The organism is Bacillus sp. FSL W8-0848, assembly GCF_038007805.1.
In the GTDB taxonomy this organism is placed as follows: domain Bacteria; phylum Bacillota; class Bacilli; order Bacillales; family Bacillaceae; genus Bacillus; species Bacillus glycinifermentans.
The window spans coordinates 317447-331099 of record NZ_JBBOYB010000002.1; the positions used below are offsets into that span (position 1 = coordinate 317447).

Genomic DNA, 13653 nt, shown 5'->3' on the forward strand with positions numbered 1-13653 from the left:
GCCCATTCTACAAACAAACCGACTCAGGATGCATGAGGGAACCATAGTTTTTGTACCAAATATCATATCATATCCGCTTGTTAAATGTGTATTTTTTAAACAGGGAGGATAAATTTGAAAGTTTTAAGAAGATATAAAAAACCGGAAAGGAATCCTTTCCGGCTTATGCGTAGTAATTTGCAGTGATGTTTTTTACATAATTTTGCGTTTCTTTGAATGGAGGAATGCCGCCGTACTTTTGGACGCTTCCGGGACCGGCGTTGTACGCCGCCAGTGCGAGAGAAACGTTTCCGCTGTAGCGGTCAAGCATTTGCTTTAAATATTTTGTTCCGGCTTCAACATTTTGTACGGGATCCAAGGCGTTTGTAACCCCGAGCGATTTTGCGGTTGAAGGCATCAGCTGCATCAATCCCATAGCGCCGGCCGGACTGACGGCCTTCTGCTGATAGCCGGATTCCTGTTTAATGACCGAGTGAATCAGCTTTTCATCTACGCCGTATTTTTCAGCGGCTTTTTTGATGATGTCATCGATATTTTTGCCTTGTCCGCCGAAAGACACCGAACTTGTGCTTGCTGATGGCGAAGGTTCGCTTCCGGTATTGTCCGACGGCAAAGCCCGGGAAGTCCCGATTTGAGCTGCAGGAATCGATTCCGTCTGTACGGCCGGAACCGTTCCCGTCCCTGTCTGCAAAGTTCCGGCATTCGTTAAGTATTGGTTTAATATCGAACCGAAATCAAAGCCTGTATCTTCTGAACCGCTGTCAGACGCTTGATAAAACGACCGTAATGCCTGAAGTTCCAAAAGGGCGGTCAAATTGTTGATGTTCATTATGTTCCCACCTTAATTATTTTTCACTTTTTGCTCATAAAAACGGACGATTTTGTTTTTCGTATCGCGTGTCGGGATGCCGAATGTTTTCAAAAGTTTTGCGAAATCAAGCTTTCCCTGTTCATAGTCTGCGACTTCGAATTCAATTTCGTAGTCCTCTACTTGTAAGTATCGGCTGTGATCTAAAACAATTAAGCCCTCAGGCAGTTTTTTTTCTGCGCGGTCTGTCGCAAGCGTCCCGAAATATTCCAGATCTCCCGGTTCGATGCCGAGGTCTTGGAGGCGGTCCCATACATGTCCTTTCGGAATGTGAAAATGCTCAAAGTCCGGTTTTGATGGCAGCGTCTGGTGGGTTTCCGTCAATCCAACAGGCGCCGGCTCTTTCAGCGTTAACACGTGCCGGCCTTGCTTTTCGCGGATTCTTAAAGCGGCTCCCTTTTCCTTCAGCGAAAAAGCCGCTGTATCATAATAATGATTGTGCTGTGCGACAAATTGATCCTGTGTGAATTGATAATATGATTTTAATTGCTCGAATTCTTCTTTTGTCAGCATGTTTTTAAATTCTATTTCAAGTTCCTGGCTCATCTTTTCGTTTTTCATCCTCTCAGCCGCTAAAAAATCATTTTTCTTATTATCTCTTGGGCGTGAACGTTTATCAATATTGAACTTGATATGATAAAATAAATCTGTACTTTTATCGCAAAGGAGAACATTATGCAGAACAGAATTGAGATAACAGAAGCAAATCTCTTGGATGACCGGCTCGTATTGACCAGCGGAGTCAAGGATGAAGAGAAGCGGAAACCGGCCGGACGCATGCTTGCGGACTCTGATCATTTTGCATTTGTATACATACTGGAACAAGGCGATTCTTTTCAATACGCCATTTTAAATGAAAGCATATGGCCCGACATGAAATCGGCCCTTGATCGACATATTCCCGTGTTTTTGAATATCGGAAAGGAAGAGCTGGAGCTTGAGGGGTTTCATACAGAGCTTCAGTATCTGATCGATAATATTAAAGATAATGCAAATTATGGCGAAGAAATGGAAGAGAGAGTGAAGCGGGCATTCCTCTAGAAAAAAAGGCGATGAAATTGGGGGAAGGTTTATGGATGAAAAACAATGGGAGCGTTTTTTAGCGCCGTACAGGCAGGCTGTTGAAGAGCTTAAAGTAAAGCTGAAAGGGATCAGGGCGCTTTACGAATACGAAGAAGAGCATTCGCCCATAGAGTTTGTGACGGGAAGGGTGAAGCCTGTTCCGAGTATTTTGGAAAAGGCGAAACGGAAAAACATTCCGCTCGATGATATCGAAAGCATGCAGGATATTGCGGGACTCAGGATTATGTGTCAATTCTTTGAGGATATCCACATCGTCAAGCAGATGCTTCTGGCGAGAAAGGATTTCACGGTCGTGGATACGCGCGATTATATTGCGGAACATAAAGAGAGCGGCTACCGTTCCTACCATCTCGTGATTTTATATCCTCTGCAGACGATAAACGGGGAAAAGCAGATTTTGGTTGAAATTCAAATCAGAACGCTGGCCATGAATTTTTGGGCTACGATTGAGCATTCTTTAAATTATAAATACAGCGGCAACATCCCGGAAAAAGTGAAATTAAGGCTCCAAAGGGCATCTGAGGCAGCTTCAAGGCTCGATGAGGAGATGTCTGAGATCAGGGGTGAAATCCAGGAAGCCCAGGCGGCTTTCTCGCGAAAGAAAAAGGACGAGGATGACGGCTAGGGGAAAGGAGAAAAAAGATGAAATTTGCGGTATCGTCAAAAGGAAATCCGGTCTCTGATACATTGAAAAGCAGAATTCAAACGTACCTGCTCGACTTCGGCCTTGAGTGCGACGAAGAAGAGCCCGATATCGTCATTTCCGTCGGAGGGGACGGAACGCTTTTATACGCGTTTCACAAGTACAGCAGCCGTCTCGATAAAACGGCATTTGTCGGGGTTCATACCGGCCACCTCGGCTTTTATGCAGACTGGGTTCCGGATGAGATTGAAAAACTGGTGATCGCGATTGCGAAAACGCCGTTTCAGATTGTTGAATATCCGATCCTGGAAGTGATCGTCCGCTACAATAACGGCGGAAAGGAAGCAAGGTACCTGGCGCTGAATGAATGCACGATTAAAAGCATCGAAGGTACGCTCGTCACAGACGTCGAGATAAAAGGGGAGCTGTTTGAAACGTTTCGCGGCGACGGGCTCTGCCTGTCGACGCCTTCAGGCAGCACGGCGTACAACAAGGCCCTCGGCGGGGCTATCATCCACCCGTCGATCAGGGCGGTCCAGCTAGCTGAAATGGCGTCTATCAACAATCGCGTGTTTCGGACGGTCGGCTCGCCGCTCATTTTGCCTGAGCATCATACGTGCGTAATCAAACCCCTTAACGATGTGACCTTCCAGGTTGCGGTTGATCACTTAACATTGCTGCATAAAGACGTCAAATCGATTCAATGCCGCGTCGCAAGCGAGAATGTCAGGTTTGCGAGGTTCCGTCCGTTTCCGTTTTGGAAAAGGGTGCAGGAATCCTTTATCGGAAAGGGAGAATAGGAAGGTTTGGCCGTGAGCGATTTTTCTTTGAGACAAACGATAACAGCAAAAGAAGACGGTATGCTGTTGAAAGAGTATGTGCAGCGTATGGGCATTTCAAAGAGGATGCTTGCAGATATCAAATTCGGCGGCGGGGACCTTCTCATTAATGGGGAGCATGTCACGGTCAGGTATATCCTTCAGGAAGGGGACGAGCTCGCAATTTTGTTCCCGCCGGAGAAGGTTAGCGAATCTCTGCGGCCGGAAGCGATCCCGCTTGACATCTTGTTTGAAGACGACCATGTCCTCGTGCTTAATAAACAGCCTTACCTGTCGTCGATTCCTTCGCGGGAACATCCGACAGGAAGCCTTGCGAACGGGCTTATTAATTATTATCAGCAGACGGGCTGTGAAGCGACCGTTCATCTTGTGAGCAGGCTAGATCGTGACACATCAGGGGTCATGCTCGTCGCCAAGCATCGTTTTGCACATTCCCTTTTATCACATTTGCAAAAAGAGGGGCGTGTCAAACGGCAGTACCGCGCCGTTGTTCACGGCGAAATCAGGGAAGACTGCGGAACGGTCGACGCCCCGATCGGCAGAAAAGCGACAAGCATTATTGAGCGGGCTGTTGTCCCAGATGGCCAAACAGCGGTCACCCACTTTAAAGTGAACATGCGAATCGGGCAGATAACAGACGTTTCGCTGAGCCTTGAAACGGGAAGAACCCATCAAATCCGCGTTCACATGAGCCATATCGGACACCCGCTGTGCGGTGACACGCTTTACGGGGGCACGCGCGATCTCATCAATCGGCAGGCGCTTCACAGCGAGAGGCTGACGTTTATTCATCCGCTGACAAGGGAGGAGCTGGCGTTTTACGCGCCGCTTCCGCTTGATATCCGGAAGTTATTGGAGAGCTGAAAACAGCTCTCTTTTTTTATGGCTCTGTTCGAAATCTCGTTTCATCGAAAGGCATTGAGGAAGGGACAGATTCTGTTGTGAGTTCCGGAAACCTGAAGGCGGTCAGCCGATTGCCGAATACGCATCCCGTATCGATGTTAATCGTATGATGAACCATCCGCGGAGCCCTGACAGGAGTGTGGCCGTACACGACCCATGCCTCGCCTTTATAATGCGCGGCCCAGTCCCGCCTGACAGGTCTTCCGTCAGGAAGCGTCTCCCCCGTAATATCCCCATACAAAACAAATTGCTTTACCTTGCCAACGGGCTTCTTTCCGATATATTCGGCTTTTATCCCGGCATGGGCGACGACGAGCTCGCCGTTATGCAGGATCTCATAAAGCGGGGCACGTTCATACAGGCGCATAAACAGCTCTCTGATATGGTCTTGTGTTTGCTTAGGGAGCTGTCTGTACTCGGCGGCTGTCGTTTCAAGGCCGTGCATGAGCTTGACCGGGTTTCCTTTAAAAAAGCGGTAGAGCTTGTTGCAATGATTGCCCGGGACGTAGCGTGCTGCGCCTTTTTCAACGGCATTCGCCACAAATTCAACGACCGCGAGAGATTTCGGCCCCCGGTCTGTCAAGTCTCCGAGAAAGACGGGGGTTCTCTTTTCGGGGTGGACGGGCAGCCCTGTATCGAGAGAATAGCCGAGCTTTTCAAGCAATGCGGTCATTTCATCATAACATCCGTGAATATCTCCGATCACATCGTATTTCATGTCTTTCATCTCCTAAACGTTAACTAACAGCAATTATATTTATGATAACCTTCACCGGCTTTGTTTATTGGATATCATACCTTGTTTATGTTCTATTTTCACCTTCAAACATTTCCTGCGGAGAAAATCAGGCATATCACTTTTATTTCTCGGCGAGCATTGTTAAAATCGACTTTTACACTTGGGAGAAAAGGAGAAACATCTGCCTTTTCTTTCGTTGAATTGTAATTATGGTCCTTTTTGACTGTGGAAGGGGACACTATATACTAAGGAAACCGGTTTTTAGGAGGTAACATCTATGGAGCATACATCTGTTTCATCTTTAGTCGTCGTCATTGTCGCATTTTTAACCCCCATCCTGCTGAACCGCTTAAGGCTTGTCATACCTGTCGTTGTGGCGGAAATCATCATGGGGCTTGTTATCGGGAAAAGCGGTTTTAATCTTGTTGAAGTGCATGATGCGTGGCTTGAGACGCTATCGATGCTCGGGTTTATCTTTTTAATGTTTTTGAGCGGACTGGAGATCGATTTTTCCGCGTTTGAAAGAGGGAAGAAAAAGCAGCTGCTCCCACACGGAAAAACTGCGCCAAACACGTTTAAAACGGCTGCCATTATATTTATCGCGATTTTCATTTTGTCGCTCGGGCTTTCTTACAGCTTTGTCCTGGCCGGGTTTATCGACAACGCCTTCTTAATGACGCTGATCATTTCGACGATTTCACTCGGGGTGGTTGTTCCGACGCTGAAAGAAGAGCGCCTGATGAAAACGAACATCGGACAGATTATTTTGCTTGTGGCGGTGATCGCCGACCTTGTGACGATGATTCTGCTCGCTGTCTTCGCCTCGATTTATGGAGACGAAAGCAGCAATATGTGGCTGTTGATCATCCTGTTTGCCGCAGGCGTCGTCCTTTATCTCTTCGGAAGGGTGTTTAAAAACCGCTCTTATATTGAAGTGATGTCAAAAGGAACGATTCAAATCGGCACAAGGGCGATTTTTACCCTGATCATCGTGCTTGTCGCGCTTTCGGAATCGCTCGGCGCGGAAAACATACTCGGCGCATTTTTAGCCGGGGTTCTCGTGTCGCTGCTTTCTCCGAATAAAGAGCTGGTCCAGCAGCTTGATTCTTTCGGCTATGGATTTTTGATTCCGATCTTTTTTGTGATGACGGGAGTCAAGCTTGATATATGGTCCTTGTTTGAAGACCCGAAAATTTTAATGATGATCCCGCTGCTGTTTGTGGCGCTTTTAATCAGCAAGGCCGTTCCTGCGCTGATGCTGAAAAAGTGGTATGGTATGAAAACGGTGCTGGCTTCAGGGCTTTTATTGACGTCGACATTGTCGCTCGTCATTGCCGCCACAACAATCGGAGAACGGATCGGCGTCATCGACGCGAAAATGTCCGGCGTGCTCATTCTTGTCGCTGTCATCACGTGCATTATTACGCCGACGGGTTTCAAAAAGCTAATGCCGAAAGCACAGAGCGAAACGGAACAAAAAACGATCACCTGTATCGGCGCCAATCAAATGACACTGCCCGTTACGCTTGAGCTGCCTTCTGAGGAATACCGAGTCAGGGTTCTGCATGTGCATCAGGAAAAGAAAGAAGAAAACCTGTCAGAGCCGGTTTTTGACGTGGAAGTGCTGCCAGATTATGAATTCGGGACACTCGAATCATTCGGCGTTTTTGAGACAGATATTCTTGTCGTAGCGACCGGGAATGAAGAGCGGAATACCGGAATTGCCCTATTTGCAAAAGATAAACAAGTCGATAGGATTATCGCAAGCGCAGATTCGCCGCAAGCGGAAGCCAAATTGAAAGAAAACGGCGTCGATACGATTTCCGTCCTGCTGTCGACGAAAACGCTGCTTCGCGCGCTGATTGAGGCTCCGGGCGTCATGAAGCTGTTGACGAATCAGGATGCATCATTATACGAAATCAACATGAGCAACGAGCGCTATGACGGCGTGCTGTTAAGGGAATTTCCGTTTATGGGGGACGTTATCTTTGTGAGGATTTTCAGAGGCGTCGACAGCCTTGTGCCTCACGGCGATACAAGGCTGCAACTGGGCGACAGGCTGATCGCCACCGGCTCGCGCGAATATATCGCCGAATTGAAAAAAACGCTGGAAGACTGATGCTTGACCATTTTAAATTTCGTGTTAAGATAAAAATATAACTGAATGAATGAAATGTTTTCCACTAGGGGAGTCCTTCATAAGGGCTGAGATAAAAGTGTGACTTTTAGACCCTCATAACCTGAACAGGTTCAGACCTGCGTAGGGAAGTGGCAAGGTATTTGACTATGTATGGTGATATGCAAATTCCAAACCACTTTTCCTGCGGGGAAAGTGGTTTTTTCATTTTCTAACATTAAAGGAGGGCTACTTAGATGAAGTTTTCGGAAGAGTGCCGGAAGAGCGCCGCAGAATGGTGGGAGGGCAGTTTTGTGCACCCGTTTATTAAAGGAATCGGTGACGGATCTTTGCCGATTGACTGCTTTACATATTATGTGCTTCAGGACTCCTATTATTTGAGCCATTTTGCCAAGGTTCAGTCCTTTGCCGCGGCATATGCGGCAGATTTATACACAACGAGCCGGATGGCTGAGCATGCAAAGGGAACGTATGAAGCAGAGCTGGCTCTGCACCGGAAGTTTTCCGAGCTGCTCGGCATTACCGAGGAAGAAAAAAGAGCGTTCAAGCCGTCACCGACCGCGTATGCCTATACGTCCCACATGTACCGGTCCGTTATGAGCGGCAATTTTGCAGAAATTCTTGCCGCTTTGCTCCCTTGTTATTGGCTTTACTACGAGGTCGGGGAAACGCTGAAAGCGTGCAAGCCTGAGAACGGCATTTATCAGGAATGGATTGCGACATATGGAGGAGACTGGTTTAAAGAACTCGTGACCGAACAGGTCGACCGTTTTGACGAGCTGGCCGAAAAAAGCGCTGCTGAAGTCAGAGCGAATATGAAAGAAAACTTCATCATTTCCAGCTTCTACGAATATCAATTTTGGAATATGGCGCACAAGAAGGAAAGCTGGTCCGAGGAGCGGGGTGAACAGCTTGAAGCTTCACGCGATCACTGATGACCGGCACTCCGTTGACGAGCTGGCCGCCAAAATCGTATCGATCAAGGATGCAGCGGATTTTATCCATATCAGGGAGAGGTCAAAAACGGTATGCGAGATTTCAGAATTAATCGAACGCCTGCTGGCAGCCGGCGTCGATAAGCGGAAGCTCATCATCAACGACAGGGTGGATGTCGCCTTGTTCCACAATATACACCGTGTTCAGCTGCCTTCCCACGGCTTTTCCGTCAAATGTGTAAGACGCCGTTTTCCGCATTTGAAAATCGGAAAGTCTGTCCACTCCGCTGAAGAAGCGGTTCAAGCTGCAAAAGAAGGAGCGGATTACGTGCTGTTCGGCCACATTTTTGAAACAGACAGCAAAAAAGGGCTGACAGGAAGGGGGACGGAAAGCCTGTGGAAGGTGAAACAGGCCGTCGATATTCCCGTTATTGCCATCGGAGGGATTACCGAAAAGCGGCTGCCTGAGGTAAAGCTGGCCGCCCCTGACGGCATCGCGGTGATGTCGGGGATTTTTTCTGAAGACAGGTCTGCCGAAGCTTGCAAACGGCTTCTGCGCCTGGTGAAAGGAGATCTGTATGAAAAAGCGCTATGAAACGATCGTGATCGGCGGAGGCATCATCGGTGTCTCGATTGCCTATCATCTCGCAAAAGCGGGAAAACAAACGGCGGTTTTTGAAAGCGGCGGGATCGGGAAGAAAGCGACCCGTGCGGCCGCCGGTATGCTCGGCGCTCATGCCGAATGCGATAAACCGGGAACATTTTTCGAATTTGCGAGGGCAAGCCAGACTGCATATAAGCGGCTGACCGCTGAACTAAAAAGCGTAAGCGGCATTGATATCAGGCGGCATGACGGCGGTATTTTAAAACTCGCATTTACCGAAAGCGACCGGGCGCGCCTTATGGAAATGGCCGCGCTCGATTCTGCCGAATGGCTGACGCCTCAAGAGGTGTATGAAAAAGAGCCGCATGCAGCAAAGGGGATACTCGGTGCGAATTTTATCCGGGATGACGTTCATGTCGAACCGATCTCTGTTTGCAGAGCTTTTGCCAAAGGAGCAAAACTGTTCGGCGCAGACATCTTTGAGTATGAGCCTGTTTTCTCAATAGAAGCGGCGGCAGGAGGCGGCGTCCGGATTCAGACGGCTTCAGGCGCCCTAGAAGCGGATCATGCCGTGATCGCGAGCGGTGTCTGGAGCGGCGTTTTCTTTCAACAGCTCGGTTTAAACAAGCGATTTTATCCGGTGAAAGGGGAGTGTCTGTCCGTGTGGAATGACAGCATTCCTTTAACGAGAACGCTGTATCACGATCATTGCTATATTGTTCCGCGCCACAGCGGAAAGCTTGTCATCGGCGCGACGATGAAAGCCGGAGACTGGAATGAGCAGCCTGATTTGGACGGCATCGAAGCCGTCATAAAAAAGGCGAAAACGATGCTTCCGAGAATCGGCGGGTTGAAAATCGACAGATGCTGGGCCGGATTAAGACCGGAAACAGAGGACGGCAATCCGTATATCGGCAGACATCCTGAAAACGACAGCATCTTGTTTGCGGCCGGCCATTTCAGAAACGGCATCCTTCTCGCGCCGGCGACGGGGGAGATGATCACAGATATGGTTCTCAGCCGGCCGGTCGAGCCCGCCTGGGAAGAAGCGTTTAAGGTTGACCGGAAGGAGGCTGTTCACAAATGATGATTCAGCTAAACGGACGAAAGATAGACTGGAAGAATGACGGAGGAACGATTTATGACCTGCTTGCATCCTATCAGCTGGAAAACCGTGTTGTCATCGTTGAAAGAAACAGAGAGATTATCGGAAAAGAGAATTATCAAGAAGTGAAACTTGAAGAAAACGATGTTATCGAAATCGTTCATTTTGTCGGAGGGGGATAAAACATGTTAAAAATCGCTGATCAGCAGTTTTCATCAAGACTATTGCTCGGAACCGGGAAGTATCCGTCATTTGAGATTCAAAAAGAGGCCGTGCGCGTATCAGAGTCGGAGATTCTGACCTTTGCCGTCAGACGGATGAATATTTTTGAAGAATCGCAGCCCAATTTTCTCGAACAGCTTGATCTGAGCCGGTATACGCTTTTGCCGAATACAGCAGGGGCAAAAACGGCGGAGGAAGCGGTGCGGATCGCAAAGCTTGCCAAAGCGTCCGGCCTTTGCGACATGATTAAAGTCGAAGTGATCGGCTGCGACCGCTCGCTTCTGCCTGATCCTGTTGAAACATTAAAAGCATCCGAAGCCCTGCTTGAGGAAGGCTTTATCGTCCTTCCGTATACATCGGATGACGTCGTGCTGGCGAAAAAACTTCAAGAGCTCGGTGTGCATGCGATTATGCCGGGCGCCTCGCCGATCGGCTCAGGACAGGGGATTATCAATCCTCTCAATCTTTCATTTATCATCGAACAGGCTGAAGTTCCGGTGATCGTCGACGCCGGAATCGGTTCTCCCAAAGACGCGGCATACGCAATGGAGCTGGGGGCTGACGGCGTTTTGCTGAACACGGCTGTAGCCGGTGCAAAGGATCCGGTCAAAATGGCGCTCGCCATGAAACTTGCCGTCGAATCAGGAAGGCTCGGATATCTCGCGGGAAGAATTCCTGAAAAAGACTATGGCATCGCTTCCAGCCCTGAAGAAGGGATGCTGACGACTTGAACGGCAGATATTCGAGACAGGAGCTGTTTTCGCCGATCGGTCCAGGCGGTCAGAAAAAGATAGAGAGCGCGCATGTGCTGATCATCGGAGCCGGGGCTCTCGGATCGGCGAGCGCTGAAATGCTTGTAAGAGCGGGAGTCGGTTCGCTTACGATCGTTGACAGGGATTATGTCGAATGGAGCAATCTCCAGCGTCAGCAGCTATACACGGAACAAGATGCGAAAGACAAGATGCCGAAGGCGGCGGCTGCCGAAAACAGGCTCCGCCTGATCAACGGCTCTGTCCGGGTTAACGGCATCGTCACCGATGTCACGGCGGAAAAAGCGCTCAGCCTTGCAGAAGGCGCATCCTTGATCATTGATGCCACAGATAACTTTGAGACCCGGCTCGTTGTAAACGATGCGGCCGTCAAATCGGGAATCCCTTTTCTGTATGGGGCGTGTGTAGCAAGCTACGGGATTACCTATACAGTCATTCCTGATAAGACGCCGTGTCTTCATTGTCTTTTGGGACACCTGCCGGCGAACACGATGACATGCGACACATCCGGCGTCATCAGCCCGGTCGTTCAGCAGGTCGCCGCTTATCAAGTGACAGATGCCCTTAAGCTGCTGACGGGGCATGAAACCTCTGGAACGCTCCGCTCATTTGATATATGGACAAATGAAAGGTCCGAGGTTCGCGCGGACGCTCTTAAAGATCAAGCATGCCCGACGTGCGGCACCCGTGAATTTCCGTTTCTTTCACCGGAAAACGAAACAAAGGCGGCCGTTCTTTGCGGGCGGCAAACGGTCCAAATCAGACCTGCTGGCAAACAGCCGCCAAAACTTGAGGAGCTGGCCGTCCGCTTTAAAGAAGCGGGCTTGGATGTGACAGGGAATCCGCACTTGGTGTCATGCAAATCCGAAGACTTCAGATTTGTCATTTTTCGGGACGGCCGGGCTTTCATTCATGGGACAAATGACGTAAAACGGGCAAAAACGATATACCACAGATGGATTGGCTGAAGGCTGAAAAAAGGAGTGCAGACAACATGAGTATACGAAAAGCATTGACGATCGCCGGGTCCGATTCAGGCGGAGGTGCGGGCATCCAGGCTGATATTAAGACGTTTCAGGAGCTTGGCGTGTTCGGCATGTCAGCTTTGACGGCGGTAACCGCGCAAAATACGCAAGGCGTACACGGCGTTTTTCCGATGTCTCCGGAAGCGCTCGGCAAACAGATCGAAGCGGTAGCCCTTGATTTAAGGCCTGACGCGATTAAAACGGGGATGCTATGGAGTGCGGAAATGATCGAAGAAATCGTTCAGCAGCTTGAGGAGCACGATCTCAAGGTTGTGATTGTCGATCCCGTCATGATTGCCAAAGGCGGAGCATCGCTGTTGAATGACGAAGCCGTGGAAACGCTGAAACGGCGGCTGTTGCCCCGGGCTTTTGCGGCGACGCCGAATATTCCCGAGGCAGAGGTGCTGACTGGAAGAAGGATTCAGACGATGGATGACCGCAAAAAAGCGGCTGAGGATTTGCACAAATTGGGCGTTCGCTATCCGATCATTAAAGGAGGCCACCTGCCGGAAAAGAAAACAGTGACAGACCTGCTCTTTGACGGCGAAACATTTATCGAAATCACCAATCCTTTTATCGAAACGAAGCACACTCATGGCACAGGCTGTACGTTTTCAGCCGCTTTGACGGCGCAGATCGCCAAAGGAAGCGATATTCACGAGGCTTTCGAAATCGCCGAATCATTCGTGCACATGGCGGTGGCAAACGGTCTGAATATCGGCTCCGGACACGGGCCGACGAATCATTTTGCGTATAAACAGCGCGCTAAGCGGGAGGGCTGATCCCTTTGCACACCGTGCGTTAGCAAAGCGGCGGCGTCCATTCCGGGAACGCCGCCGCTTTTTTTAGACTGAAAATTGTCAGCCTGACGCAAATTGTGATACTATATATTATGATCAGGTACTAATAAACTGTTAATCATTAGGAGGATTTATACATATGAATGTATCACTTGAAGGCCGTAATATAGTCGTCATGGGTGTTGCGAATAAACGAAGCATCGCTTGGGGAATCGCCCGATCTCTTCACAATGCCGGTGCAAGGCTGATTTTTACATACGCCGGAGAGCGGCTTGAAAAATCGGTCAAGGAATTGGCCGATTCTTTGGAACGGAACGACTCAATCGTTCTGCCTTGCGATGTCACAAACGATCAGGAAATCGAAGAGTGTTTTGCCAAAATCAAAGACGAAGTCCAAGTGATTCATGGAATTGCACACTGCATCGCATTTGCGAACAAAGAAGAGCTTACAGGAGAATATTTGAACACAAATCGTGAAGGTTTCCTTCTCGCTCACAATATCAGTTCGTATTCGCTGACAGCGGTCGCTAAAGCCGCGCGCGGCATTATGACCGAAGGCGGAAGCATTGTCACGCTTACGTATCTTGGGGGAGAGCGCGTCGTTTCAAATTACAACGTCATGGGCGTCGCAAAAGCTTCCCTTGATGCGAGCGTGAAATACTTGGCAAGCGATCTCGGGAAGGAAGGAATCCGCGTTAACAGCATTTCTGCAGGACCGATCCGGACGCTGTCTGCAAAAGGAATCAGCGATTTCAATTCGATCCTGAAAGAAATCGAGGAGCGCGCTCCGCTTCGCCGCACGACTACTCCGGAGGAAGTCGGCGACACAGCTTTATTCTTATTCAGCGACCTTTCCCGCGGAATGACAGGCGAGAACCTGCATGTTGATTCCGGCTACCATATTATCGCCCGATAAAAAACGTATGAAAAAGCGATCCGTTTCAAGGATTGCTTTTTCTTTTCTTCTGATTTTCCTTCCT

The 13653-nt window shown here is 49.1% G+C and carries 16 protein-coding genes and 1 riboswitch; of the genes, 13 read left to right on the plus strand and 3 right to left on the minus strand.

The features are described 5' to 3' along the window. Positions 1-163: 163 nt before the first annotated feature. Entirely contained in the window at positions 164-829 is a 666-nt protein-coding gene (locus NSQ39_RS22355) for a lytic transglycosylase domain-containing protein (protein WP_175076150.1), read from the minus strand. A gap of 12 nt (positions 830-841) precedes the next feature. Beyond that, positions 842-1414: a CYTH domain-containing protein gene (locus NSQ39_RS22360; protein ID WP_175076194.1), complete on the minus strand. Its 573-nt coding sequence runs from the start codon at positions 1412-1414 to the stop codon at positions 842-844. A 129-nt stretch (positions 1415-1543) separates the two neighbouring features. On the opposite strand from NSQ39_RS22360, the gene NSQ39_RS22365 reads away from it, so the two are divergent. Genes NSQ39_RS22365 through NSQ39_RS22380 form a run of 4 tightly spaced genes read left to right on the plus strand, consistent with a single transcriptional unit; the run spans position 1544 to position 4297 of the window. Continuing rightward, entirely contained in the window at positions 1544-1909 is a 366-nt protein-coding gene (locus NSQ39_RS22365; protein ID WP_175076149.1) for a UPF0738 family protein, read from the plus strand. A gap of 31 nt (positions 1910-1940) precedes the next feature. Then, a complete protein-coding gene (locus tag NSQ39_RS22370) occupies positions 1941-2576 on the plus strand; it encodes a GTP pyrophosphokinase (RefSeq protein WP_175076148.1) in 636 nt (211 codons plus the stop codon). A 17-nt stretch (positions 2577-2593) separates the two neighbouring features. Then, entirely contained in the window at positions 2594-3394 is an 801-nt protein-coding gene (locus NSQ39_RS22375) for an NAD kinase (protein WP_175076147.1), read from the plus strand. Between the two features lie 60 nt (positions 3395-3454). Beyond that, positions 3455-4297: an RluA family pseudouridine synthase gene (locus tag NSQ39_RS22380; protein ID WP_202049305.1), complete on the plus strand. Its 843-nt coding sequence runs from the start codon at positions 3455-3457 to the stop codon at positions 4295-4297. Between the two features lie 16 nt (positions 4298-4313). Here the strand turns inward: NSQ39_RS22380 and prpE are convergent, their stop codons facing one another. Next, positions 4314-5054 (minus strand): bis(5'-nucleosyl)-tetraphosphatase PrpE, encoded by a 741-nt coding sequence (gene prpE / locus NSQ39_RS22385; RefSeq protein ID WP_175076145.1) that lies wholly within the window; start codon positions 5052-5054, stop codon positions 4314-4316. A gap of 298 nt (positions 5055-5352) precedes the next feature. Here prpE and NSQ39_RS22390 point away from each other — a divergent pair, with 298 nt between their 5' ends. From NSQ39_RS22390 to fabI, 9 genes are all read left to right on the plus strand, one after another. Continuing rightward, entirely contained in the window at positions 5353-7194 is a 1842-nt protein-coding gene (locus NSQ39_RS22390) for a monovalent cation:proton antiporter family protein (protein ID WP_175076144.1), read from the plus strand. Positions 7195-7250: 56 nt separating this feature from the next. Further along, positions 7251-7359: riboswitch (TPP riboswitch) on the plus strand. A gap of 89 nt (positions 7360-7448) precedes the next feature. Next, a complete protein-coding gene (gene tenA, locus NSQ39_RS22395) occupies positions 7449-8147 on the plus strand; it encodes a thiaminase II (RefSeq protein ID WP_175076143.1) in 699 nt (232 codons plus the stop codon). Then, the gene (gene tenI, locus NSQ39_RS22400; RefSeq protein WP_175076142.1) at positions 8125-8742 is read left to right on the plus strand and encodes a thiazole tautomerase TenI; all 618 of its coding nucleotides are present in this window, start codon (positions 8125-8127) and stop codon (positions 8740-8742) included. The genes tenA and tenI overlap by 23 nt, the downstream gene beginning before the upstream one ends. Continuing rightward, entirely contained in the window at positions 8726-9838 is a 1113-nt protein-coding gene (gene thiO, locus NSQ39_RS22405) for a glycine oxidase ThiO (RefSeq protein ID WP_175076141.1), read from the plus strand. The genes tenI and thiO overlap by 17 nt, the downstream gene beginning before the upstream one ends. Next, the gene (gene thiS, locus NSQ39_RS22410; RefSeq protein WP_046131193.1) at positions 9835-10038 is read left to right on the plus strand and encodes a sulfur carrier protein ThiS; all 204 of its coding nucleotides are present in this window, start codon (positions 9835-9837) and stop codon (positions 10036-10038) included. The genes thiO and thiS overlap by 4 nt, the downstream gene beginning before the upstream one ends. A 3-nt stretch (positions 10039-10041) precedes the next feature. Continuing rightward, positions 10042-10809: a thiazole synthase gene (locus NSQ39_RS22415; protein WP_006636858.1), complete on the plus strand. Its 768-nt coding sequence runs from the start codon at positions 10042-10044 to the stop codon at positions 10807-10809. Next, complete coding sequence (locus NSQ39_RS22420; protein ID WP_175076140.1) at positions 10806-11816, plus strand: thiazole biosynthesis adenylyltransferase ThiF; 1011 nt, start codon at positions 10806-10808, stop codon at positions 11814-11816. The genes NSQ39_RS22415 and NSQ39_RS22420 overlap by 4 nt, the downstream gene beginning before the upstream one ends. A gap of 26 nt (positions 11817-11842) precedes the next feature. Next, complete coding sequence (gene thiD, locus NSQ39_RS22425; protein WP_175076139.1) at positions 11843-12655, plus strand: bifunctional hydroxymethylpyrimidine kinase/phosphomethylpyrimidine kinase; 813 nt, start codon at positions 11843-11845, stop codon at positions 12653-12655. 157 nt (positions 12656-12812) lie between these two features. Beyond that, entirely contained in the window at positions 12813-13589 is a 777-nt protein-coding gene (gene fabI, locus NSQ39_RS22430) for an enoyl-ACP reductase FabI (RefSeq protein WP_175076138.1), read from the plus strand. The last annotated feature ends 64 nt before the right edge of the window (positions 13590-13653 follow it).